General features: G+C 56.0%; 16 protein-coding genes. 8 read left to right on the plus strand and 8 right to left on the minus strand.

Going from position 1 to position 24,479, the window contains the following annotated elements; genetic code table 11:
• Positions 1 to 117: 117 nt before the first annotated feature.
• Positions 118 to 417: a hypothetical protein gene (locus tag SANT_RS24720; RefSeq protein WP_071882031.1), complete on the minus strand. Its 300-nt coding sequence runs from the start codon at positions 415 to 417 to the stop codon at positions 118 to 120.
• A gap of 246 nt (positions 418 to 663) precedes the next feature.
• On the minus strand, positions 664 to 1,518 hold the full coding sequence (locus SANT_RS14495) for an N-acetylmuramoyl-L-alanine amidase (protein WP_025422996.1): 855 nt from the start codon (positions 1,516 to 1,518) through the stop codon (positions 664 to 666).
• Positions 1,519 to 2,247: 729 nt separating this feature from the next.
• On the opposite strand from SANT_RS14495, the gene SANT_RS14500 reads away from it, so the two are divergent.
• Together SANT_RS14500 and SANT_RS14505 are read left to right on the plus strand one after the other, a co-directional pair.
• Positions 2,248 to 7,908 carry an RHS repeat domain-containing protein gene (locus SANT_RS14500; RefSeq protein ID WP_025422997.1) on the plus strand — a complete coding sequence of 1,887 codons (5,661 nt, stop codon included), beginning with the start codon at positions 2,248 to 2,250 and terminating at the stop codon, positions 7,906 to 7,908.
• A 17-nt stretch (positions 7,909 to 7,925) separates the two neighbouring features.
• The gene (locus SANT_RS14505; protein ID WP_025422998.1) at positions 7,926 to 13,373 is read left to right on the plus strand and encodes an RHS repeat-associated core domain-containing protein; all 5,448 of its coding nucleotides are present in this window, start codon (positions 7,926 to 7,928) and stop codon (positions 13,371 to 13,373) included.
• A 104-nt stretch (positions 13,374 to 13,477) separates the two neighbouring features.
• Here the strand turns inward: SANT_RS14505 and SANT_RS14510 are convergent, their stop codons facing one another.
• From SANT_RS14510 to SANT_RS14515, 3 genes are read right to left on the minus strand one after another with little or no spacing between them, the layout of a single operon-like run.
• Complete coding sequence (locus SANT_RS14510; RefSeq protein WP_038668621.1) at positions 13,478 to 13,795, minus strand: hypothetical protein; 318 nt, start codon at positions 13,793 to 13,795, stop codon at positions 13,478 to 13,480.
• The gene (locus SANT_RS24185) at positions 13,710 to 14,009 is read right to left on the minus strand and encodes a hypothetical protein (RefSeq protein WP_071882033.1); all 300 of its coding nucleotides are present in this window, start codon (positions 14,007 to 14,009) and stop codon (positions 13,710 to 13,712) included. The genes SANT_RS14510 and SANT_RS24185 overlap by 86 nt, the downstream gene beginning before the upstream one ends.
• Complete coding sequence (locus tag SANT_RS14515; protein ID WP_148296295.1) at positions 14,006 to 14,287, minus strand: hypothetical protein; 282 nt, start codon at positions 14,285 to 14,287, stop codon at positions 14,006 to 14,008. Before SANT_RS14515 ends, SANT_RS24185 begins: the two co-directional genes overlap by 4 nt.
• A gap of 328 nt (positions 14,288 to 14,615) precedes the next feature.
• Here SANT_RS14515 and azuC point away from each other — a divergent pair, with 328 nt between their 5' ends.
• Positions 14,616 to 14,699, plus strand: a complete 84-nt coding sequence (azuC, locus tag SANT_RS24890) for a stress response protein AzuC (protein ID WP_215670137.1) — start codon at positions 14,616 to 14,618, stop codon at positions 14,697 to 14,699.
• Positions 14,700 to 14,795: 96 nt separating this feature from the next.
• Here the strand turns inward: azuC and SANT_RS14520 are convergent, their stop codons facing one another.
• Positions 14,796 to 15,122, minus strand: a complete 327-nt coding sequence (locus SANT_RS14520; protein ID WP_025423000.1) for a helix-turn-helix domain-containing protein — start codon at positions 15,120 to 15,122, stop codon at positions 14,796 to 14,798.
• A gap of 91 nt (positions 15,123 to 15,213) precedes the next feature.
• Between SANT_RS14520 and SANT_RS14525 the strand changes: the two genes are divergently transcribed.
• Positions 15,214 to 15,465 carry a helix-turn-helix domain-containing protein gene (locus tag SANT_RS14525; RefSeq protein WP_025244642.1) on the plus strand — a complete coding sequence of 84 codons (252 nt, stop codon included), beginning with the start codon at positions 15,214 to 15,216 and terminating at the stop codon, positions 15,463 to 15,465.
• 30 nt (positions 15,466 to 15,495) lie between these two features.
• On the opposite strand, the gene SANT_RS14530 is transcribed toward SANT_RS14525, so the two are convergent.
• Entirely contained in the window at positions 15,496 to 16,455 is a 960-nt protein-coding gene (locus SANT_RS14530; RefSeq protein ID WP_025423001.1) for a DMT family transporter, read from the minus strand.
• Positions 16,456 to 16,531: 76 nt separating this feature from the next.
• Positions 16,532 to 17,365, minus strand: a complete 834-nt coding sequence (locus SANT_RS14535; protein WP_025423002.1) for an AraC family transcriptional regulator — start codon at positions 17,363 to 17,365, stop codon at positions 16,532 to 16,534.
• A gap of 1,307 nt (positions 17,366 to 18,672) precedes the next feature.
• Between SANT_RS14535 and SANT_RS14540 the strand changes: the two genes are divergently transcribed.
• The 4 genes from SANT_RS14540 to SANT_RS14555 all read left to right on the plus strand — a co-directional run bounded on the left by SANT_RS14540 (position 18,673) and on the right by SANT_RS14555 (position 24,460).
• Positions 18,673 to 19,719, plus strand: a complete 1,047-nt coding sequence (locus tag SANT_RS14540; protein WP_025423003.1) for an acyltransferase — start codon at positions 18,673 to 18,675, stop codon at positions 19,717 to 19,719.
• Between the two features lie 287 nt (positions 19,720 to 20,006).
• Positions 20,007 to 22,613, plus strand: coding sequence for a sigma 54-interacting transcriptional regulator (locus SANT_RS14545; protein ID WP_025423004.1), 2,607 nt, complete (start codon positions 20,007 to 20,009; stop codon positions 22,611 to 22,613).
• Positions 22,614 to 22,802: 189 nt separating this feature from the next.
• Positions 22,803 to 23,285: a PTS sugar transporter subunit IIA gene (locus SANT_RS14550; protein WP_025423005.1), complete on the plus strand. Its 483-nt coding sequence runs from the start codon at positions 22,803 to 22,805 to the stop codon at positions 23,283 to 23,285.
• Positions 23,282 to 24,460 (plus strand): glycoside hydrolase family 88 protein, encoded by a 1,179-nt coding sequence (locus tag SANT_RS14555; protein WP_025423006.1) that lies wholly within the window; start codon positions 23,282 to 23,284, stop codon positions 24,458 to 24,460. Before SANT_RS14550 ends, SANT_RS14555 begins: the two co-directional genes overlap by 4 nt.
• Positions 24,461 to 24,479 lie beyond the last annotated feature (19 nt).

The following is a 24,479-nucleotide window of genomic DNA, read 5'->3' on the forward strand; positions in this document are numbered from 1 at the left end:
GCCCCTCCCGGAGCAGACGGCAACCTGCGGTCATCATCACGTCGGGAAGACGGTGGTATCGAGGTTATAAAAAGGGAGGGTGCGTTAGCGAAGGGAGCTCTACCGCGCCGGGGGGTATCACGACATACTGACTATCCGATCGGCGATGAGGGAATACCCGCCGTTCCACTCCATGCGCCCGGTCACCGTTAGGCGTTCGCCGCGCAAATGCGCCATGAGTTCCAGCGCCATAATATCAAAGCCCACCACGGTCAGAGGGTACGCACTGCGTTTTTTGCTCTCCGCCAAAATGGTCGCTTTCACCATCGGCCGACCGGCGGTATTTTTGATTCGGCTAGGTGATTTGGTGATCACGCCTGACAACGTCGTAACGGATTGTTCAGCGCTTTCAGAAGGGGATGAAGTACCAGGATTCATGACAGGATAACCTCCATTAGTCTCTCTCTTTTGCCTGTAACGAACCTCAATTTTATCAAATTGTGCGTCTGGCGTCTGAACAATTGCGCAAATTACAACCAAAAACCCGGCGTCAGCGCAAAGAAATAGCAAAAAAAAACCCTGTAAGCCTTACCACACGGCGCGACGGCCGCTATCGCCGCCGCGCCGGAGTAAACGCAATTTAAGCCGGATGATATGTAACCGGACGTGTCGTCATGGCCGGTTTCAGGTGGGATTGCAGTATTTTTCCACCAGCGCCCGGGCGATCGCTTCGGTTTCCTTATCCGCTACGCCCGTGAAATTGCTGGGGCGGAAATGCATCTGGAAGGCGCTGATGACGCGGAGTGTCTCTTTATCCAGCGTGCCCGTTTGCGGGATGGTGTAACCGTAGGCGGCCAGCGCCTGTTGGATGAGCGTGACATTGCCGGCGGACCAGCGATGTTTGCCCTGCAAATAGTTGTCCACCGTCGCCGCATCCGGCCAGGCCCCTATGCCCTGCTGCGCCATTTCCCGCCACGGAAACTGCGGACCGGGGTCGGTTTTCCTCAACGGTGCGATATCGCTATGCGCCAACACGTTCTGCGGCTTAATTTGATAACGGGCGATAATATCCCGTGCCAGGCGGGCCGCTAACACCGTCTGCTCTTTATGATAGGGGATCCACTGCTTCCCGGTAGGGCTCTCATGAAACCCGTCATTAACGATCTCAATACCAATGGAAGTATCGTTAATATTATTGCGCCCGGCCCAGCCGCTTACGCCCGCGTGCCAAGCTCGTTTATTTTCCGGCACCAATTGTAATACCACCGGTTTGCCGTGAATTTCGGTAGGATGGGAGGGAATAAGATAATGGGCGCTCACGCTGCCGTGCGTAAGCAGCCGCAGGGATTCATTATCATCGACGGCGGTATAATGGAATATGAGAAATCGAACGCGATCATCCTGTGATTGAGAGGGAGAGGACGTATCCACTGCATAATCGCCGTGATCAATCAAAGTGGTCGCCGGTTTTTCCGCGTAATGATGCCCCGCGCACCCCGCCAATCCTAGCACGCCCAAGAGCAATATTATTTTTTTCATAGGGACTTTTCCTAGCGTAAAGAGAACATCCTAGCAACGGCATAAATAACAAAAGCTCAACCAATGCGCGGCGGATTATGAATCTCACGATTTTTCCGATTGATATAACAGTCCAGGTTCTTTTTTATTTGCGTCACGTATTGCTCTCGGAAATTTATTTATTTCTAGAATAAATTCACGATAAATACATTATCCGGCACGCGCAAATTACCTGGACGGCGGCGACTCGAGGCCCGGGGGTCAATCAGCGGCCGATGCGCCACACAACGCGACGGTTCGACCGGCTGTCAATCGACCGCCCGCCGCCATAACAATGACGCCGCACCCTGTAAGCCATCCGCTCTGCCTGGCGGTGTTCCAGACTGATGGCAGCCCGCGGCGGGAGCCTCAGCCTTGCCGGGGTTCCATGCTGACCCGTTGCGCTCGCCGCCGCCGTGTAGCCGCCGTGCGCCCGCTGCCGACACCTCGACCCCATGCGTTCACAACGCCCCTTTGCATGGCCCTGGTAATCCCCCCGCGTCCCGCAGAGGTCAGGTGGTGCCGGCCATCCGCCCATGTTATAAAAATTTACCGCCTGACCGAGAAGGAAAAGGGTACCTCCGGCAACGCCCCACTACCGGCGGCTATTGCGCCGACGATTATCAAAGAGATTGCCAACCGCACGGCCTTGCACTGGCAACGCCTTTGCCGTGATGGCTCGTACCTATTACCCACGATAAGGATATCGCTATGCACCACCCTTTTGCAGCGCAGGTCGACCCCCGCACCGGCTTATTACACTTTCGCCTCCCCCTTGTTACCGCTATTGGTAATGACCATTTAGGGCCTGAGTTCGCGCTATCGTTGAGTTATTCTTTGCTGCATCTCCAGGACGTAGGTTATGGCAAAGGGTTCGACGATAATCTCAGCCGATATGATCCGGAGAGCCGCCTATTAACGCTCTCCAACGGTGAACAATATCGCCTTGAGGGCGAGGCATCCGAACCGGCATTTTGTCCGCCGGCCCCGCTTCATATCCGATTGAAAATGCTCAATGGCGCACTTTGGATTTATTACAAAAGCGGTGCCGTTGAACAGCTCATTATTCCTCAGGCAAAAGCCATTGCGCAAAAGTATTATTTGCTCAACCGGGTTTTTTCTCCCGCCGGCCATGAAATACTGTTCACCTACATTGTCGTCAACGGTCGTTTGCGTCTCGCGCAAATAAAAGATGCGCAGCAAAGCCTGGTAGAAATAAAATGGCCGTCTCTGCATCAGGTCGATGGCCAGCCGCCCGCGCCAAATCACGTTATTCTCACCGTTTGGCCCGGCTTAGCGCAAAGCTATAGCCTGTTGCTGCAAAAAGAGCAGGGAAAACTGACACGCGTTAGCCAGTGCGATAAGAACAGTATCGACAACGCGCGCTGCCGCGCCAGCGCACTTTGCGAGATAGGTTATGACAGCCGGGATCGCCTGACATCGCTGCGCCTGCCCGGCGGCATCAACGAGGACTTCGTCTACTGCGCGGACGGGGCCGTCAGACCTCTGCCCTGCATGGCAAGCCATACCACCCGCGTCACCGATAACCAGAGGGAGTTATATCGGCAGACGCAGACCTTTCAGTTTACCTGTGTGGATTTTCTCACCGCAAACGCCCCTCTAAGCCGGCCCGATATGCTCACGCCGGGGAAAATCTATTCATCGAAAATCACGATCCGCCGTGATAACCGCAGCCCACTGGGCCCGGCAGCGCCGGAGACCGGCAGCGAAATCATTACGCGCCGCTATGATAGTTATCACCGTCTGGTCAGCGAGAAGCACCAGACGAAAATCACGATGAATAATCAGCTTAAGGAAAGTGAGCACACCCTCATTCTAAGCTATCGCGCCCCCGTCGACGCCGCGACGACTACGCCGCTGGCGCAATTAGCCCGCACCTATTGTTTACCGACAAGAAAAGAAGAACACTGGCGCATCCCGCCTATCGTCAACACCCCGCAACGCCCCGATCAGCAACCGCAGAAAAAGACGATTACCCACTACAATTACGATGCTGATGGCAATTTAACCCTCTGCGTGTATCCCGATGGGAGTCAGTTCACCGTTAATTATTTTAACGCTGATGGCAGTGATAGCGACTGTCCTGCCGATCCGCTGGGTTTTCGTCGCTTTGCCGCCGAAGTCAGTTATGAAATTCCCCCAGGGGATATCCCGACGACGCAGATTCGTCGCATCTACTACCACTATGACGCCCTTTCCTGTCATCGCCCGTCGGTGCTGCCGCATGACACCCTGGTGCTTTGCCATAAGGTCACCTATGTCATCTATAACTTTCCCTTAAAAGCCCCCGCCGCCGACGCTGGACGGGCGCCAGCACAAGACACCGCCATTAAAAACGTGCGTGATGTGCCGTCTCGGGTGGACGTGAAAACGTTGGAAGTAAGCTACTATGATGAACCGGAAGCCACCTTCGGTTCGCGCCACGGCCGGCTGAAGTCCCAGCGTATGACCTATACCGGCGAGCCGGAAAAGACGGTGGTCAGCAAAGATTATTTTTGGGAAAAACGCTCCGCCAGGGACAATACTCCCACCGACTATGAACTGGTCTGCACCTGCCATTTCAGCGTCAGCCATACCCGTCCAGAGCCCAAGGCGGCGCCGGAGACGGCCGCGGCCGTGCCGCAAGGGTCGACACCGGAAGATGACGCCCCTCAGATGACGCCTGCACGGACGGCCAACGAGGCACAGCAGACGCTTACCACCACCTCTATTTGGTCTTTGCCCGATTATCACCTGATAACCACTATTGATGCCCAGGGCAACCAGACCGACTACCGCTATCAAAATAACGATCTGGATTTTTTCCTTACCCGCCACGCCCAGACGCCCTGCGCCGCCATACAGTGCCGCACTATCCGCTATGATCTGCAACAGAACTCACTGGTACATATCAGTGAAACCGATTCTCTCGGCAATGGCGTTCATCGTTATATTGACGGTTTCGGCCGCCTGCACAGAAAAACCTATTGCAGCGCCCGACGGGCGGATAATCCGGTCACGCTGGAAGAACGACGCTATGACGGCGCCGGCAGGTTAATCGAGGCGACGCTGAATGATTGGCACATTGCGGCGAACACGCTGGCGCCCTCGCAACAAATCGCGCAACACCGAGGTGAATATTACTACGATGAGTGGGGGCAGCTTAACGTCATCTTGCATCATGACGGCGAGCGGGGGCAATATCACCTCATCGATAATGCTATTTTTGACGACAGGCAAACCCGCGAACAGTTTCCTTACGATGTTACATCACGTTCGGTCGATCTCCGCGCCTGTGCCTCGGGCGTGATTGAAGAGCATTACGACATAGTAAACAGACCGCTAAAGCTATTGCGTGAAACGCGCAGTGCCATAACCTTAGAGGGATTCCGCTCTGTCAACAAAAGACCGCCAGCGGGGGAGGAGGCGTCTGCACTGCCCGACCTAGCCGTGCCATTAGACGAGGCGGCATGCGAAATAGACAACCTCGGCAAGCTTATCAGCGCCGCTGAGTTTATCCGCGACGATATGCAGCGCATTATCGCCGTCACCGAAACGCTATCCCAGCATTACGTTAATTATCAATATGATTATCAGGATCGCTTATGCCTGATGAGTATTGGCGACACCGGTAATTTTCGCTATGTCTATGACCGTCAGGATGGCCCGCCAACCCAGATTCGCTTTTCCCCCCCGTTGTCGTCGCGCCAACCTTTACCGGCTCCTGCCGCGGACCATTATCAGCTCTATGTACGCAGCCTCGATGGCTGGGGGCGGATACTGAGCGAAAAACAGCTCGGACAAGGCGCTAACGCCTGGCGCTATGAGGGTGCCCACCCCCGCCCGATCGGCTATACCGATGCCGGCCATAATACTTTCCACTTTCGCTACCATCGTCATTTGAAGCATGCGTTGATTGAAATGAAGTATGCCGATGGCCTACGGCGGTTTCACTATGATAATGCCGGTCGAGTGACGGCGGTACAGGATCATTTCCTCGACGATCTGGCCGGCCCTTGTCTACGCTACCAATATAATTCTGAAGGCCAAGTGATCCGCGAAACGGTTTGTGGGCCGGAGGACGAAAAGGGGTTTTGGACCGAGTATGACTACAGTCTGGCCGGTCGACTGCTGCAATCCCGCGATAGCCTTGGCCAGACGCATCTCTATCGTTATGACCGCGCGGGACGGCTGATAACATTGACCGGCAGCGAAGTCGAGCTATCGCTGGACTATGATGCCTTCGGGCGCCTGGCGCAACATACCGTCACCGAGCGCGCCACGGGCAAAGGCGTCAGGCGCGAACTGCGCTACGGTTTTTTTAATCGGGTGACCAAAATCGCTATCACGCCCTGCGGGCCGCATACGGCCGACGCCAAAACGCTACAGATAGCGCTCAAGTATGATGGATTGGATAACATCATCGCCAAGACGGTAACGGAAACATCGGGGGGCGTAGGCCGCACGCGTCAGGAAACATTTTCCTATGACCGACGCGGCTATCTGACGAATTGCCATTATCACGGGAATTTGCCGCTGCTAGCTAACGATGGGCAAATGGATAGGCAAGTGCTCAGGCAGGAATTCAAGTACGACGATCTCGCCAATCTCACCGAGGTGAGAACCGAAACCGCGCCACTCGGCGACGGGACCGCGAGCGGCGCGGCCAAGACATTTCTCACCACCCGCTATTTCTATCATAACGGCGAAGCGCCCACCCGCCTCACCGACCTGTCGCATTCCGCGAAGCCTGCGCTAACAAACATGCTGCTTTACGACAGTTGCGGCAGGCTAGTTCAGGATCATCAGGGCCTTCGCTACTATTACGACCGCTTTGGCCATTTGATTTTAACCCTCACCCCGAATCACGACTATAAATTCTACCATTATGATCCCGCCGGCCGCCTTTTCGCCTGCGGCGATGAACGGGGTGAGACGGTTTATCTTTACAGCCAGAATCGCCTAACCCATGTCAAACGCTACACGCGCGACACGCCATTTCCGCCGCAGACGGTGCTTGACGCCATCAAAAAAGACGATGTGCCCAATGTGGCCGGCGCCATCAACGGGCTGACGGCGCATATCAACCTGGATAAGCGCAAGAACGGATTGACGCACGCAACGCTTTTTCACTACGGCAATACCCACGCGCTTATCACCCGCTGCGAGCGTCAACCGGGCTGGCCGTCAGTACTGTTGCTGGCCGCCGATCAGCAAGGAAATACCGTGCAGGCCGGCGGCACTGCGCGGATTGATTATCTTCCCTGGGGGCTGGCCAATGAGCCTATGGAGGGCGTCGCAACCGACGCTACCCTGCCTGAAGACATGCCCCGTTATCAGGGCTGCCTGCTCGATAGCGCCGTCAACGGCTACTTTATGGGCAGCGATCACCGGCTGTATCAGCCCGAGGTCCGGCGGTTCATTTCCCCCGCCGCTCTGCGTTTTCCCGGCGTGGCGGGACTGAACCCTTATACCTTCATGATGAACGATCCCGTTAACCAAACGTTTCCCAACGCGCGGGGCAACCGCAGGGGACGGATGACGCAGCCGTCGGGCAAAGAAGCGCCTCCGCTGACGCACCCCGCCTTCGATACGGTGTTGAGCGCCACCCCTCCTCTGCATATCATGCTAACCGCAACAGACTTTAGCTGGGCCGCCTCCGCTATTGCGTCGGGATCGCTGGAGTATAAAGACCCGATGGTCAGCTGCGCCCTGCTGTGGTCGTCAAAAATGCTGGCGCTGGCCGCCGGCTGCGACGAGCCGGTCGTGGGGGAACACCGCCGCCGGCAGTCACCGCTGGACGCGTTTCAAAGCCTATCCCTTTCATGTTTGAAACATGGCAACAACCAGGTAAATCATTTCAGCCACTATCGGTACCAGAACCCGTTGGCGCAGGCCGCCTGCCCCACGTTGCAAAACATCCTGCAACGCGGGCATCACGGCAGTTTATTGCCGACGAGCCCACGCTCAATCGCTCCCCCCTGGCCAAGCCTTCTGCCTATGCTTGCGAGCGAAGAACCGTGGATAAGCGTCGATCATCCGCTGTTAATGCTTGCCAGCTACGCCGCCGGCACCGAATCCGCCCGGCAGCTCGCCGATCTCATTAGCCGGCCGATGGCGACATTCACGCTCGCGTTAGGGCCCGCAATGGCTTTTGCCGCCGAGGGTTTCGCGCCAAGTGTTCAGCGCGATGGATCATTTCCCGCTGCGGCGCAAGGTGGCGCGGCCCATGCTTACCTTTTTTTCATGGGCTATCGCCCTGCCCCGACAATGTGCTATCCGCTGCTTTATCCCGACGGCCCTTTCGCCGGCGGCCGCCCGCTATCGGAAGCAACGACCGCCATGACGCGCTATTTTCCCGGCGCTTTTTGACCCCAGGACAAGGATGTATGAATACATTTACTTCACCGTGCATTGACCCGCGCACCGGTTTGATTCGCTTTCAGTTACCGCTGCTGCACCTCATCGGCAATGACCACATGGGTCCGGCGCTCAGCCTGATGCTGGACTATCTCCCGCTGGAAACGCAGCCTAGCCTGTACGGTCAGGGTTTCCGCGATACTTTGTCATGGTTCAATCCGCAGACCCGGCAGTTGCAAACCGACGGCGGCGCGCGTTTCGGGCTTACTCGACGAGACGGGGAATGGGCTTTCCTTTCTCCGTGCCCGCAGCACATCAAGTTGGCTACGCGCCAAGACAGCCTGTGGATTTATTATCGCAACGGCGCAATCGAAATCGTCTCCCGTTCGCCGCAGCAACCCGCCGACGATGTACTGTGGCGACTGCAAACGCGGCTCTCTGCGGGAGGAAACGCCCTAACGCTCAGTTGGGGATGGCGGCAGCATCTGGCGCTGTTGATTTCCGTTGCCGATGACGACGGCGAATTGCTGCGCACGTCGCTGCGGTTATTGCCACCCGCCGGGGAAAAGGCGCGTGCCAGGATGGATGTTGAAGGCGGATCCCCTGCGCAGGCCGAATTGATTGCTGACATCGAAGCCACCGCGCGTAGTGCGGCAAAAGCGGAAGCCGACGCCCCAGCGCAGGCCGGGTTGATTGCTGACATCGAGGCCACCGCGCGAAGTGCGGCAAAGACGGAAGCCGACGCCCCAGCGCAGGCTGGGTTGATTGCTGACATCGAGGCCAACGCCCGGAGCGCGCGAAACCCGGCGTCAGAAGCCTTTGTACAGGCAAACGCCAGCGCCCGGGCAGGGGCCAAGGCCGATGCAAAGAGCAACACGGCGTCTGCGATAAACGCAGAGCTGGTTTTTACCTGCTTTCCCGCATCGCAAGCCCCCGTCACCACCCTGTTGACCGTCGCCGGAGGCCGACTGATTCAGCTATCCAGGGGATCCGCGGGGGAACGGATTTTATGCCGTATCGCCTATCACCCCACCTTGGGGGTAATACAACAGGTTAACTTGTCCGGCGGCGTGTGCGAATCGTTTGGCTACGCAGAAGATGCGGTGTTCCCCCTTGTCAACGGCCATACCACCACCGTCAGCGACGGCGATAAGCGCCTGTATTGCCTGACCGAAACCTTCAGCATCAGCCACAGCGATGCGGTTGCTCCGCATCCGACCCGTCACCATCATCCTGACGGCGCCGCGGAAGCCCCGACCCCTTATCAGTCGGTGATGACCCGTATCCTGCCCATGCCGGCGGAAAACGTTCTCCATTCCGACGACGGCGCACCTGAGATCCAGACGATTATCCACCGCTACAATCGCTTGCATTTACTGGTGGCGAAAGAGGAGATCCGCGAAACGCAGGTCTGTGGACAACGGCGGCGAGGACGAACCAGCACGCAATGGGCTTATAACTGTGACGATGCGCTGGCGCTGGCCGATCAAAGCGCGCACTACGCGCTGGCGCGAGAAAAACGGGTCACCTGGGATGAAAACGGGCCGGCGCCCCGATATCTGCCCCGCTATCGCTGCGAAATATCCCGCTATGAATATGATAATGGGGGCAACCTCATCCAGCATGTTTATCCCGACGGCAGCAGCGAACGCATCACCTACTACTCGCCGGCAGGGGAGGAACACTGCCCTGCCGAGCCTCAGGGCTTTATCCGCTTCATCAAAAGCGTAACCCATTGCCGTAGAGGGGGGGATCCGGCCACGGGCAGAACCGTCTTCTATCGCTACCGCGGCTTCCCCGGCCGGAGCGGCTCGCCGCTGGCGGGGCGGCAAATGATCCTCTGCATCGCTGAAGAAGTACCGGGCCGGCTGCTACAGCGCTTTGATTATCACATGCAGCCCGACGGCGGCAATAATGAACACGGCCGCTTGATAAAAAAAACCTATACCCACTACCCGGAGAATACCCCGAACACGTTTAGCGAAACCTACCGCTGGAGCAAAATGATTCCCGCAGGCCAAAACGACGCCGATGCGCAGCTACAGCGGGAAACGCAGTTGCGCCATCTGGACGATGCCGCGCCGCTCACCACCACTCGGGTATGGCGTCATGCCGGCTATGCGTTGCTGTCATTTACCGATGCCTACGGCAATACGACCCGCTATCACTATGCCCCGGAGGGATATCTAGAGAAAACGGAACACCATGCCGATACCCCCTACGCCTCGGTCAGCCACCGTTGGCTGGAGGAGAACTTCCGCCAGAACGGGTTAATTACTCTGACCCGTACCGATATTCAGGGCAACCGTATCATCAGCCATATTGACGGTTTCGGTCGGCTGCACCGCCGCTATTATCAATGTCGTCAGCATCCCTTGAATCGGCTACCGATCGAGCAACGCGAGTATGATCCGCTGGGACGGCTTTCCCGCCTCACAACCTACGACCACAGCGATGAGGAAGGCCCCATTCGCCCGCTTGTCACCCGCTACAACGATTGCGCCTGGGATCACTGGGGTCACCGTTATGCAAGCGTCGATCACGACGGCCAGCAGGGCGTTTGCCATTACCATCATCTGGACATTATTAAACAGAAAAGCAGCAAACAAACGCGCAGCGACTACCGCAGCGGCCGCCATGGCAATGCTGCGCCGCACTATTCGGGTATCTTCTACGAACGTTACCGGCACGGTAAGCCATTGCGGCAATTGCGTCTGCTGCCGCAGCCTGACGGCAAAGCCTCCGTCATTATCAGTGAACTGCGTCTGAATTATGACGATCAATGCCGTTTGAGCGCGGTGAACGAACGGGGGACAGGCCAGGCCATCCGTTGGCGCTATAATGATGACGATCGGGTAGCGCAGCAGACGCTGCAGGACGGCAGTCTGCTGCATTATCGTTACCGCTCGCCGGACGACAGTCCGTCCTTTATCGCCATCAGCGCGGGACCCACGGCGCCTCAGCAAACGCTATACCGCTGCGAGACCGATCGCTGGGGGCGGATGACGGCATCGCGCGAGGGGGAAGCGCCGACGGCGACCCAGGTCTATTATGCCGCCCTGAGCCCGCTACCCACGGCAGTCCAACATGCCGATGGCACGATCACGCGGTTCGATTTTCATCCCAAGCATAACGCTTTGATCCGGCAAAGTTGGGAGGGAGGCCACCGCGAGTTCCATTACGATAACACCACCGGGTATCTTATTGGCTGCACCGAATACCGTACCGACGCCTCCCCCTCCGGCGCCGTCGTGAGCCGCGTCGCCCTGCGCTACAATTCACAGGGTCAGCGGGTGCAGGAGATGATTTTCAGCGCGCGGGATCAACTGCTGTATGAGGTCTATTACCGGTACAGCCTCGCGGGAAGGCTCCTCAGCGTGCGCGATAGCGAAGATACGCATATACGCTATCGCTATGACGCCGCCGGTCGCTTGAGTTCCGTACGCGACAATTATATGGAAGTCCATTTTGATTACGATCATCTCGAGCGCATGACGCGCCGGCAGGTAAGACTGCCCGGTCAGGAAAACGTGACTACCCGGTGGCTGTTTGATGCTTTCAACCGCCCGGTCAATATCTTGGTCACCAGCCAAACGGGCGCGGAAACGCCGGTGGAACTCATCATTAGCCAGCAGTTTAATGGCCTGGATCAGATCGTCAAACGTACGCTGCAAGAACGCAGGGGCGGAAAGACGTTACGGCGCTACGAAAGTTTTGACTATAGCGCGCGCGGCTGCCTTACCGCCTGCCGCTACGCCGGCGAGTTGCCGCTGCTGGCGGCGGTGGGCGAGCAATTTGAGCAGGTGATCGCCGAAACGTTCACCTGGGATGCGCTAAACAACCTTACCGAGGCGACGGTACACTATGCACAACCCACACAAACCGGCTGTCCCGCCGAACAAACGACCCGCTATGGCTACCACCACCCCGACTGCCCCACTCGCCGCACCAGCATCCAGTACGGCGGCGCCGACGCCCGCACCGTCCAATTGGCCTATGATCTGCAAGGCCGCCTGATAGATGACGGTCATCGGCGGCGCTATCGTTACGATCCCCTAGGGCGATTGCAAGCGGTCTCCGGCGACGGCCTTCCCGCGACATGTTATTGCTACGACGCATTCAATCGATTGCAAGGACAGAGCGGCGAAGACGCAACCTCCCTGCACTTTTATCACGGCCGCCGCTTGGCGCATATCAAACACCATTGTCCCACCAGGCCGGCGCAGGAGATTGACCGGGTCAGCTATGTCCACGCCGCCGGTCTGGCGGCGGTGAAAACCCGCTCCGCGCTCGGAACGGATATTTTACTCACCGCGACGGATAGCCGCGGCAGTCTCCTGCGCTACGGCCGCCAACCCACCCAGCATTACCTCGCCTGGGGCACCCCTGCTGCGGCGACGTCTTCGTTTGATGCCGCTTGCGCCAGTCCATTGGCGCGCTATCTGCCGCTGTGGCAAGGGGAATTGTACGATACGGCGAGCGGCGGCTACCTTCTCGGCAGCGGCTACCGGCTTTATCGTCCCGATCTCCAGGGCTTCACCACCCAGGATAACCTGCGGGTGGGCGGTCTGACGGGGATTAACCGCTATCTTTACGGTCGCGGCGACCCTATCAATCGCTTCGATCCCGATGGCCGCTTGAGTTGGAATGCCTGGGTAAATTACGCCTATGGCGCGGGCGCCACGCTGATGGCACCGGCGGTTTTCCTGGCCGCCGGTCCGGCGGGTTTAGCGACCGCGCTCACGTTATCCGCCACCCAATTGACCAGCGGCATCCTCGCTATCGCCGCGGGCATGCTGGATCGACAGCATCCGCACGTGGCCGGCGTGTTGTCACTGTGTTCATTGGGTGTCGCGCTGGCCGCCAGCGGTATTGGCGAGGCGATCGCGGCCAGAGAGGCCATGGCGATAGAAAGCGCCGGCTTTGCGCCGCGGCCAATTTACCATCTCAACAAATCGGAGATGGGGCTGTATACCAATTACGCCAACCGTCACATCCTGGCGTTTCAAACTCACGGCTCGCCGACAGGCGCGCTGTTGCAAAACCCTGAAGGGCAGATGGTTTCCGCCGCGACGGTCGCCTATGAGTATATTCAGCCGCTGCTGGACGTTGCCATGAAGACCGAGCAGCAGGTGTTTTCCCCCAATGAACCGTTGCTGCTGCTGGCCTGCTATGGCGCGCGCAGCGGCGCGGCGCACGAGGTGGCCAATGCCCTGGGCCGGCCGGTGGCGGCCTATGATAATTTGCTCTTCACGGTAAAGTCGGTTTTTGCCGAAGGCTTCGCCGGCGGCGATATTATGCCGCGCTATCGAGTTGCCCATAATCCGCTGCGGCGTTTGTGGCTGCACGTCAGCGGACAGCCGATGTTCCACTCTGCCAGCTATCACATGGTTTATCCAGACGGCTTTGACGCAATGGCCCAGGGAGCAATGACCTCCATCAGCAACTTTGAACGTCATTACTATGGAATCGGCTAACCCCCGGCCGCGCCGGCCAAAGTGCGCTGGACGAACCGCCGGCCTCGCCCCCGTTGTTCCACGCACTGTTTGGCGGTGCGCGGTGCCCTCCTTGCGCCTAGAGGTCAATCTAGCGCGCCGGGGGAAATATTTATGGCATCGTCGTCGCCAGGAATAAGGTAACGCGACCCGCACTTCTCGGCCGCTGACGACCTGGATAGCGTCTCGGTGCCCGAGGCGCCACAATTTTTCTCCACGGTTTCGTTATGCATTAGCAGCGCTTTTTTGGTACGCGCATCCAGCAGGTCGATATCCCTGTCGGTCAGATACAGCGGCGTCACCCAGCTGCAACCGGTATCAACGATCGCCGGCGGCATCGGGATAGCGCCATTTTTTCCGCAGCCGGCTATCGACATCGCCAGCAGACAAACGATTAATTTCATCCTTGATCCCCCCTGCCGTCTTGTGAACCTCATTTTGCCGCTGCACGATATGCGCTATCGCCTGACGCTGCGCCGCCTCGCGCTGCGCCGCGGCCCGTTTTTGCGCCGCGGCACGCCCCCGCGCGCGGCCACAACCGAATGCCACCATCAGTAACCCCATCACCGCCCCGAGTAGGGTGGCGATGATGCCAGGACATGACAATAGCGTTGTCATTGATTTTCCCCCGCCGGCTGACAGGCATCGGCGACAACGGAAGCGACATCAACGCGTTTATCCTCCAGCGCCTTATCCATGGCGATTTTTTTATTCAGGACGTTCGCCCCTACCGCGACCCCAAAGTACAGACCGAACATCCATTCACTGAGGCGCAAATGGTAGGAGTACCAGCAAATAACGCCTGTACAGGTTAAAAAGGCGATGGCTTGGGTCCATTTACTGAGCGAGTGGCGGCCATGACCGACGCTTTTAAGCATACCTGTAAACCCCCTCATCTCCCCTCCCCGCCGTCTAACAACATTGCTGCTTCATCCTGAATCATTTTTGCCTCCAGTCCCGCTTATTGGGTGAATAGCGTTCAATGTAGGAGCCACGGAGCAAACCTTAGCGCAACGATGCAGGGGGTGCCGCAGACGACCGCGTGCAGGTTGTCACGATGTTGCGTGTCGGCGTCAGTGGCGGCGAATGGCGGGCTAAAAAGGGGGATGTGGCGATTTTTTGTGTGACGCGTATCACAAAAACTTGCATTATTGTGACGAAGGTCATATTATAACCGCAGCAGAATTAATAATTGGCAACAAACCGAACTGGTCGAGGAACAAGATGAAATTCCGTAACTTTATCAAAAAAATCCTGGCGTCTTACCTGAACACCGTTAAAGATGTGCCGCCCGGCGCCATGATGTAACAGCGTCCTTGCGACGAAAAAAAAGCTGCCGCGGCAGCTTTTTTTATGGTTAAAATTCCTCAACGAACAGCACGCCCAGATTATCCGGCCCTTGCCTTACTCTGATCGCTGGCGGCGCGCGACGTTCATCACTTCCCCACGACCCGGCTTCGCCAGCGCCAGAAAGATAAGCATCAACTCCGCAAGCTCATCGTCTTCGGTATACAGGTAAGCGAGAGGCACGTCGAGTACCGTTGCCAAATGCTGGGCAATCTGAATGTTGGCCTCATGGACGCCCTTCTCATAGCGATTGATACGCGTACTGGCGACAAATTCATCGATTCCCGCCGCAATACCCAACTGCTTCTGAGAGAGCCCCTTGGCCTGCCGCGCCTGTTTCAACCGCCGGCAAAAAACATCGAGATAAGAGGGTCGTGTGATCATAGCTACGATAATCGTAGTTTCGGCTTGTCATTAGAACTACGAATAACGTAGTATTGTAGCAGGAGATTCAAACACCACAGGAGAAGTGTGCATGAAGGAAGACTGGCACAAGGCTGATATTATAGCTGCATTACGTAAACGCGGTACTTCCCTGGCCGCCCTGTCCCGCGCCTTTGGCTTAAGCTCCACTACGTTGTCCAACACGCTGCACCGCCCGTGGCCTAAGGGGGAGAGAGTGATAGCCGAGGTTATCGGCGTGCCGGCGGCGGAGATCTGGCCGAGCCGCTATTATGATCATACCGGCGCGCTGCGGCCGAGAAAAGAAAAAGCCAAGGGCGTCTAAACGACCGCCGCGCCGGCGGTCGTCTGGCGCTTAGAGCGAAACGATTTTTTTCACCGGCTGCGGTTTGATACTGACCGCATAGGCGACGCCGATGATCAGGCAGGCGATGCCGGTAAGGGATAACATCGGCGGCCATGCCTGTCGCAGCAAAAAGGTATAGGTCAGGCCGGCCAGCGTTTCAAATACGATAAGCGGCCCCACCAGCACCGTGGGCAAGCGCTGGCTTGCCTCGTTCCAGCAAAACGCCCCCAACCAGGAGCACAGCAAACCGATGGCGATCATCAACGGCACGAACACCAGCGGCCGCGGACCGAACGGCAGGGAGAACGTCGGATGGGTGAACCCCAGACCCAGGCAAATCATCCCATAGGCCGCCGCGGCCAGCGGCAGCGTAGCAAGCCCCTGCGCCGTGGCCCAGGTAGTGGGTTTATGGCAGGGGTGGCGCCGTAGCCAGCGCGCGTTGCGCAAGGGATACCAGGTCCAGCACACCACGGCGATTAGCGCCAGGGCAATGCCGCTCAAATAGCGCAACAGGTGGAACGGCTGCGTGCTCTGACTTAACTCGGCGGCGTTCACGCACACCAGACCGGCGGCGATTAATAATAAAGCCGGCGACAGCCGCCCCCACGGCAATGTGCCTTCGTCACGACCGTAGGCGACATTGGCGCTCACCGCCAGTACTACCGGTAGCGTGCCGATAATCATGGTGGAAATCGGCGCTCCCGTGCGCTGTATGGCGCTGCTCAGGCAGGTGTAATAAATCAAATTACCGACCAGCGATAATTTCACCGCCTCCACCCAATCCTGTCGCTGCAACCGCTTTAACCGATGCCGGTCATACCAGGCCAGCGGCAGGGCGATAAGCCCAAAGGCGACATAGCGCCCCGCTGATTGCAAGGCGCCGGGGTAATCCGGTACCAGCAGGGGACCCACGAAAATCAGTCCCCATAATAAGCCCGCGCCAAGCGCGAAAAATATCCCTGTTATCATCATGTTTCCTGTTGTTTGTAAGGATCGTCCCTGAGTGTGCCTGGTTCAAACAGTAAAATATTGTATGAGATTGCGGTCAGCATGCCGCCGACACCACCTGCTTTTGATAGCGGACCGGCGTAGTACCGTAACGTAAAGCAAATGCGCGGGTAAGATGCGCCTGATCGGCCAAGCCCACGGCGGCGGCAACGTCAGCCGCCGCCATACCGCGCGCGAGCATCCGTTTGGCCTGGTTCAACCGGTAGGCCATTAGCATCTGATGGGGCGTAGCGTGAAACCGCGCTTTGAATTGACGCAAAAAATGGTAGGGGCTCAAAGAGACCAGACTCGCCATTTCTTTGAGGGTGATGACGTGGGCATAATACGCCACGATGTAGTCGCGGACCCTATCGAGACGGTGCGGCGCCGCCTGCTGCGGCCGCTCCGCCACGCGCGCATGGGGACGCAACAAACAGGCTATCTCGAGCAACAGGCCGGCGCAGCAAAGCGCATCCTGACCGTGCCACAGTGCATCCAGCAGCCGCGATAAGACGAGGGCGCGCGCCGGATCCTGGCGTACCGCGTCGCCAAACCACCATCCACTCTCGCCGCTGAGCGCAAAAAGCGTAGGCGGTGCAATGTATATCATCCGATAACGCCAGCCTTCCTCGGTCACCGCCTCGCCGGTATGCAGCTCGTCGGGATTCATCATCACCAGCGATTGGCGGGGAGCAAGGTGCAACGCGCCGCGATAGCGGAACCGTTCCGCCCCAGCGTCGATAAGACCTAAGCCAAACGCATCATGGCTATGAGGTTCAAAGGTATGGCTCAGCATATGCGCCCGGTAAAGCTCCACGCCCTCCAGACCAGGCGGCAAACGGAACTGGGCACGGTTTGTTTCAAGGTGAACGTTGGCTGGCATGCCTGGCATCATGGGCTCCCCTGGTCATCCTGGCTGCGCGGCAAAACCCTGCACCGTCGCGCCGGCGCTCTTGCTGTCACGCGCACGATTATCTTACCGCGATTTGACGCAGGTCGGCGGCAGAAAAAAAGCCGTGGCACGCGCCCCGTCGGCCAAAAGAATAACGCGCGAAGCGTCATCTGCGCCAGAGAAAGCATAACGCCATCGCCGCGCATAACGGCAACATCGCCATGACGCCGGTGTGGGCAGCCGTGAGGGAGTTAAAGCCGGTAGCAGAGCCCACCGGCCAAGGCCGTGAATAATAGAGCCGGGCACGGGGCCCACCGTCCAAGGCCGTGGATAATACAGCCGGGCACGGGGCCCACCGTCCAAGGCTGTGGGTAACAGGGCCGGACGCTGGCCAACGGCCATTGGCGTGAGCCGCACAGTGGGCTGCTCGGCTAAGGACAGACACGGCTAGCGCGTATGCGCAGCCTGGCGCGTATGCGCAGGCTGGCGCCGCGGCCCCTCTTTGGAAACAGGTAAAAAAAATGCCCGTCGAAGCGGGCTAGCAGAAGAAGCGTTGTTATAATTCCCCAGTGTGACTAAAAATTAATCTATCACAATACGTGATTATTTATATAAGGAATAATCCTAAAAGGTTATCACTCTTTGCCCGTTCATCGTACAGCGATTGGCGCGGGTGCCGCATGGGGCGAATGGCGCGTTGCAACGCTAGCGCCAACGGTGCCGCACAGAGGGTGAATCGCGGGTTTTGATAACCGCACATGCTTCCCAGATTGTCATCTTGCCGTCATTTATTCACCCCATACTTCTCAGGCGTCATATAACCAGATAGTGCTGTACGTCCTTTGCATTGCCCGCATTGCGCGGGCATTTTTTCGTTTTAACGCCGGCCCATTTCCATAAATCTTCACTAGACGACTAGGGCGGATCGCTCTTTGGGACGGGTTAGATGCACACTGAACCGTTTCCCCTATTGTTGACGGTATTCCATACTGACAGGGAAAATTACACCCTGCGGCGCACCGCTTTAGCGCTAGCGGAGGGGGAGTCCTTCGCGATTTCTCCCTCGCATTGCAGGCATTTAGCCAAGGGTAGTGCATTGTTCAGGTTTGCCCCACTCTCCCAAATTATCATCAGAATGGGGTCATTGCAGGTTGTCTAAATAGCGCCCGGCGATTTGAAATTATTTTCCTTGCTGGTTTTATCATCATGCGAGTTAAAACATAACAACTTATTATCCAGGAGTAACTTAATTGTTCATCGATGATCATGTTATTTTTTTAGCATTATATTTATCAGAGGTTATCGCGTTGCGAATTTATAGCATTGATTTTATCAAAATCTTGTCGATTTATCTGGTCATCGTCTCCCACGTCACGCTCTATTTTCTATTGCAATCGCCGGAGGATTTTGGCGCGCTTGCCGCGCGACAATTAGGTCAGTTTGGTGTAGTGATGTTCTATATGGCCAGTGGCTATTTCTTGTTAAACAACCGGCACAGTGACCAGTTTTCCTATGCCTATAATAAAGCCAAAAACGTGGGCATTGCGCTCATCTTCTGGCTATCCTTTTATTATGTTTACGATAACTTCTTTATTGCGTCATTTACTGAAGTTGAACATCATGATTTTCTGGCATTTATTAATCTTGACACCTGCATGAGCGATGCCAGCCACTTATGGTTTTTATTTTCCATAATTAACCTTTATTTCCTTTTGCCGCTGCTCCGATTCGCTTTTGTCAAAACGCAGCAAAAAATGCTGACAAACGTCATCGCTGCTCTCTTTGTTATCGCTAACGTATCGTTAGTGGAAAAAGTGCTTAACGCGGCACTGGGCATCGCCGATGTTATCCACCCGGCGTTACTCATGTCGAGTCAAATAACGGGGCTGCTGAGCTTTTTACTGGGGGGCTACCTCGGCCTCTTTTTCCAGCCGCGCCACCTGTCAGGCAGGCTCACTGGCGGGATGCTACTCCTGGCGATAGCGAGTTTCACGCTACTGGTCGTCTTAACCCAGCGCTGGGGTATCGATTTCTTCTACGGTAAAACCTACAACCTTTTTCTCCAGGTATCCGCCGTCAGCGTTTTCGTCTTGCTGTTATGCAGCCGCGTCGGACGACTGGAAAAGATGATTTCCCACGTGGGCAGTAAAACTCTAGGCATTTATCTGGTGCATAATATATTCATTATGGAAATCAACGGCGGCTGGATTCATCACACCCTGTATCCAAAATTTCGTTTTTTGTCGGCCTACGGTTATATCTTTTGTTATTCGCTGCTGGCCTTTATCGCGTCCTACCTTCTTTGTTGCCTACTAAGCCAGAGCCGATGGCTGAATAAGCTCATCAGCTTATAGCGCCCCGTCTTGCGTCAACGTGCTTCCCATTGGTGGCTTCCCGTTTTCCACTTTTGCCCGAAACAGCGGGACGGTCGATAAGCGATTCCCCTGGGGCAGCGGGATAGAGGTAATAGTGTGACCCGTCTCATGTAATTATCAAAATGGCGTTTCATTTCTTTAGTGTTGGCCCGACACTGCAAGTGTCCAGCGGCTAGAGTCGAAGCCAGTGTCTCATCTGCGGCGTAAAGATGGCCAAGGCGTCGTCGGCGCGGTGTCACACTGGCGCCTTGTTGACCTCACTGATGATCACTATGACCGCCAAAGAAAAAATCTATCAAAACATCGTCGCGCGCTATGCGCATCATCATGCCGGTTTCACCGCCCAGGATTGCGCCCAATTCCTGGTCGTCAACCGCAGCGTTATTAGCCACTATCTCAACCGCCTGTGTGAGGATGGCAAACTGTGCAAACACCCCGGCCGTCCGGTGCGGTTTTATATCGCGGCCGCCGACGGGTGCGCCGTCACGGCGATGCCGCCACGCCGTCAGGATGTTTTTAGCAAGCTTATCGGGGATGAGGGCAGCCTGCGCGAACAGGTCGCGCTTTGCCGTTCAGCCGTTGACTACCCTTCCGGCGGTCTGCCGCTGCTGTTGGTCGGCGAAAGCGGTGTGGGTAAGAGTTTTGTCGCAGGCATCATCCACCGCTATGCGCAGGAACGTGGCGTGATAAAACCCGATAAAGCGCTGATAGAGTTGAACTGTGCGGATTACGCGAATAATCCCGAACTGCTTTCCGCGATGCTCTTTGGCTATATCAAAGGGGCCTTTACCGGCGCCGATCGGGAAAAAAACGGCTTACTCGATGAAGCCCACGACGGTTTCCTATTTTTAGATGAAGTTCATCGCCTGTCCGCCGAGAATCAAGAAAAGCTGTTCTTGTTTATGGATAAAGGCTATTTTCATCGATTGGGCGACAACCGGGTGAAACACCCGGCCCATATCCGCTTCATCTTCGCCACCACTGAAAATACCGATCACGTATTACTCAACACTTTCCGGCGTCGCATTCCGATCAAGGTAGAATTGCCCAACTTCGCCTCACGCCCGTTGACGGAAAGAGTCGCTTTGGTGGAAGATTTTTTTCTGCGCGAAGCACAGTGCCTTGAGCAGAATATTACTCTCAGCACGGCCTTGTTAAATCAACTGGTGACGTCCCCCATTCGCGGCAATATTGGCGAGTTGAAAAATCAGATTAAAGTGCTGTGTGCCACCGCCTGGAGCGAAAGCGCTCCCGGGCAGACGCTGATAGTCAATTCCGCCTCGCCTTGTGAACCGCTGTCCCGCGACGACACGACAACGTTTCACTGGCAAACCGAAGGGCGCACCGGCCTGACGGTGTCTGCCCTATTGCCGAAAGCGATGACGGACGACGTTATCTTCCAGGAATTTTGTCACAGCGGGAATGTGTTACTCCTGATCCGCAAACTGGAACACCGCTTATCCGCCATCAGCGGCATTCTCCCTCATCCGCAATGGTACGCCGGTTACCTATGGCAGAAGGTCACGTATGCGGTAGATGAGTTAGAAGAGCTGAGCGGGCAGGAAATCGGCCAAGACGGACGCAAGGCCATTTACCTCTGCCTAAATTATGCTTTGCATCAGCAGTCCGACGCGGCGACGTTAGAGCAGCTCAACGATATCACCGACTATGTCGCGCAAAAAGCACGCATGCTGGCGCAAGAGACCATCCGATTGCTGCACCAGCATGTGACGGAACAGCCGCTGCCTTTGTTAATGCCGCTACTCGGCACCGTCTTCACGCGTCAGGTCGGCGATGACGATGTTATTCAGGGGATAATCGTCGCCCACGGCAGGGCAACCGCGACCAGTATCGCCGGTATTGCCAATAAGTTAAGCGGTGGATTTTATCTTAAAGCTTTCGATATGCCCTATTCCGTCTCGACGCGAGCTATCATTGATCGCCTGATTGACCATCTCAACAATTTCACGACCCGCGGCGGGTTGATTATTCTGGTGGATATGGGCTCGTTAAAGGAGATATATCAGGAAATTAAATTGCATCTCCATTGTGAGCTGCTGGTGGTCAATAATGTCAGTACCGCTATGGCGCTGGATATCGCCGGCAAAATTCAACATCGCGTACCGATGAAAGCCATTATCGAAGGGCTCCAGGGCGCCTATGAGATTGAAGCACGGTATTATCAGGGGCTGCTGCCGGGCAATAAAATAATCATTTCATGCATTTCAGGCGAAGGCATCGCCAAAAAGCTTAAGGATATCGTTCAGCGCTACCTGGCAGGTGAAAACATAGAGATTATTACCCTGGAGTATGATGATCTAAAATGGAAAATCGCCCACGACGCGCAGGCCCTCAACGGCACGCGATTGATTATCACCACCACCGATCTTGAAGCGGGTTACCTGCCGTCATTAAGCGTCCATCAGTTGGTAAAAGAGAAAGCATCCGTGCTGCGGCAGAAGTACTTTACCGATCTTGTCAGCCCGACCGCGCTGGAACCAATGATTGATGAGGTTGTTAAGCTATTTACCGTTGAAGGCGTCGCCGGCAGGCTGAACTTCCTTAATCCTTCGGTGGTTATCGACGAGGTGGAGGCGGTGATCAAACAATATGAGTCTTTTTATAAACGCCATTTTGAAAGCTACCTACGAATGAATCTCTTCATGCACATTGCGTTAATGATAGAACGCTTGATGGTCAACGCCGGCATGGACAACCGCGACCAGGCTACGCTTACCGAGCCCCAGCACCAATTTGTCGCGTTACAGCCGACCTTTTATCAAGCGCTGGTACGCAAATATCATATCGCCCTGCCGTTAACCGAAATGTTGATGGTTTATGAAATTATGGAGCCCTGGATCGATCCCGACTAATCTGCTTGAACCGGTGGCCGGCCCCCCGTTTGTGCTCTTTACTCGCCCGCCTGTCGGTATGGACACACCCCTTCGACACTGATATCAAGCGTCGAAAATAGATTTATCTCCCTGTTACTTATACAAAAAAATAACTGGCATGAAAGCTGCTTTGCGTTGATGACCCAGATAAACAGTAAAGGAGTCGACATGCGAGAAATCTATATCGCGAGCCACGGAGAATATGCCAGAGGTATCGTTTCCGGTCTCAGCTTATTAATTGGCGACGATCATGGCGTCACACCCATTTGCGCCTACTGCGGCGATATCAGCAATACCGCCGAACTGGAGCAGTACCTGGATAATTTGACGCTGGACGCCGCGGGTCGTGGAAACGAGGTCATTCTTTTTACCGATATGCTCGGCGGCAGCGTCAATAACACCGCGATCCTGGTGATGATGCGCCACCCGCAACTTCATGTCATTGCGGGGGCAAACCTCATCATGCTGATGGAATTTTGTCTATCGGAACAGCCGACGACGGCGCTACGCATTACGGCGGCCATTGCCATGGCCACCGACGCCATGTGCTACGTTAACCGACTGCCGGAAATCCTGCTTGCTGCTGATGCTGGCGCCTCCGATGAACACGATAACAATGATGATTTTTTTTCCACCAAGGCGTTGTCATGAACAGGGTAATATTAGAACCTTTGGCGACGCGTTTTCAACGGACGCCCGCCCGTCTGAATCAAAGCGAACTAGCGCAGGCAATTCAGCAGGTACTGGCGAAAATAGACGCACAGTTGCCCCGCTTTAGCTCGACTTTCCCCGCCGCCTGCGCCGTAGACGGGCGCTATCTGGCGGTGGAGAAAGTAGATTGGACGGAAGGTTTCTGGACAGGTCTGCTTTGGCTTGCCTTTCAGGTGACCGGCGATGATAAATACCGCCGGGTGGCGGAGAGATTTCTCGATGATTTTGCCCTGCGGCTGGCTAAAGGTATTCATATCGATACACACGATTTGGGTTTCCTTTATCAGCTTTCCTGCGTGAACGCCTGGAAAATTACCGGCAACGTCCACGCCCGTGAAATTGCGTTAACGGCGGCAGAGCATTTGTATCGCCGCTATAACGCAACCGCCGGCGTCATTCAGGCATGGGGGGATTTACGCGATCCCGCGCGTCAAGGCAGAATGATTATCGATTGTAATCTGAATTTACCGCTACTGTTTTGGGCTGCCAACGAAACCGGCAATAGCGCCTATCGCACAGCCGCCGCGACCCATTTGCGTCAGGCTGCCCGCTATTTAGTGCGTGACGATGCGTCGACGTTCCACACTTATTATTTAGACATTCATACCGGCAACGCGCTGGGGGGCGATACCCACCAGGGCTTCAGCGATAATTCCTGCTGGGCGCGTGGTCAAGCTTGGGGCATCTACGGCTTCGCGCTAGGGTTTAATTACACCGGCGATCCACAGCTGCCGATATTAACCCGTAAATTAACGCACTATTTTCTAAATCGCTTGCCTGACGATTTCATTTGTTATTGGGATCTCATATTTACCGACCAAGATCGTGCCTGGCGTGATACTTCCGCCGCCGCTATTGCCGTGTGCGGCATGCTTGAACTGCTTAAACAACTCCCGCAGACCGACGAATATCGTTCAGCCTATCTGCATGCCGTAGCGACAATAATGCGTCAATTGCAGCAACGCTATAGCACCGGGCAGGAAGACGGGTTACTTCGTGAAGGCGTTTATAACTATGGTCGCAATATGGGCATCAATGTCGCCAATTTGTGGGGCGATTATTTTTATTTTGAAGCGTTAGTTCGCTTATCTCAACCCTGGTCGCCGTACTGGTAAGTACGGTTTAGGAGCGTTA

The sequence above is a fragment of the Sodalis praecaptivus genome, from assembly GCF_000517425.1.
GTDB lineage: Bacteria > Pseudomonadota > Gammaproteobacteria > Enterobacterales > Enterobacteriaceae > Sodalis_A > Sodalis_A praecaptivus.

What these genes read in the sequence shown, in the direction of transcription:
- azuC (WP_215670137.1), top strand. Translation starts at nt 14,616, where the DNA reads ATGAAATTCCGTAACTTTATCAAAAAAATCCTGGCGTCTTACCTGAAC.
- SANT_RS14555 (WP_025423006.1), top strand. Translation starts at nt 23,282, where the DNA reads ATGAACAGGGTAATATTAGAACCTTTGGCGACGCGTTTTCAACGGACG.
- SANT_RS14520 (WP_025423000.1), bottom strand. Translation starts at nt 15,122, where the DNA reads ATGATCACACGACCCTCTTATCTCGATGTTTTTTGCCGGCGGTTGAAA.
- SANT_RS14530 (WP_025423001.1), bottom strand. Translation starts at nt 16,455, where the DNA reads ATGATAACAGGGATATTTTTCGCGCTTGGCGCGGGCTTATTATGGGGA.
- SANT_RS14515 (WP_148296295.1), bottom strand. Translation starts at nt 14,287, where the DNA reads ATGAGGGGGTTTACAGGTATGCTTAAAAGCGTCGGTCATGGCCGCCAC.
- SANT_RS24185 (WP_071882033.1), bottom strand. Translation starts at nt 14,009, where the DNA reads ATGACAACGCTATTGTCATGTCCTGGCATCATCGCCACCCTACTCGGG.
- SANT_RS14525 (WP_025244642.1), top strand. Translation starts at nt 15,214, where the DNA reads ATGAAGGAAGACTGGCACAAGGCTGATATTATAGCTGCATTACGTAAA.
- SANT_RS14535 (WP_025423002.1), bottom strand. Translation starts at nt 17,365, where the DNA reads ATGCCAGGCATGCCAGCCAACGTTCACCTTGAAACAAACCGTGCCCAG.
- SANT_RS14500 (WP_025422997.1), top strand. Translation starts at nt 2,248, where the DNA reads ATGCACCACCCTTTTGCAGCGCAGGTCGACCCCCGCACCGGCTTATTA.
- SANT_RS14505 (WP_025422998.1), top strand. Translation starts at nt 7,926, where the DNA reads ATGAATACATTTACTTCACCGTGCATTGACCCGCGCACCGGTTTGATT.
- SANT_RS14510 (WP_038668621.1), bottom strand. Translation starts at nt 13,795, where the DNA reads ATGAAATTAATCGTTTGTCTGCTGGCGATGTCGATAGCCGGCTGCGGA.
- SANT_RS14495 (WP_025422996.1), bottom strand. Translation starts at nt 1,518, where the DNA reads ATGAAAAAAATAATATTGCTCTTGGGCGTGCTAGGATTGGCGGGGTGC.
- SANT_RS24720 (WP_071882031.1), bottom strand. Translation starts at nt 417, where the DNA reads ATGAATCCTGGTACTTCATCCCCTTCTGAAAGCGCTGAACAATCCGTT.
- SANT_RS14550 (WP_025423005.1), top strand. Translation starts at nt 22,803, where the DNA reads ATGCGAGAAATCTATATCGCGAGCCACGGAGAATATGCCAGAGGTATC.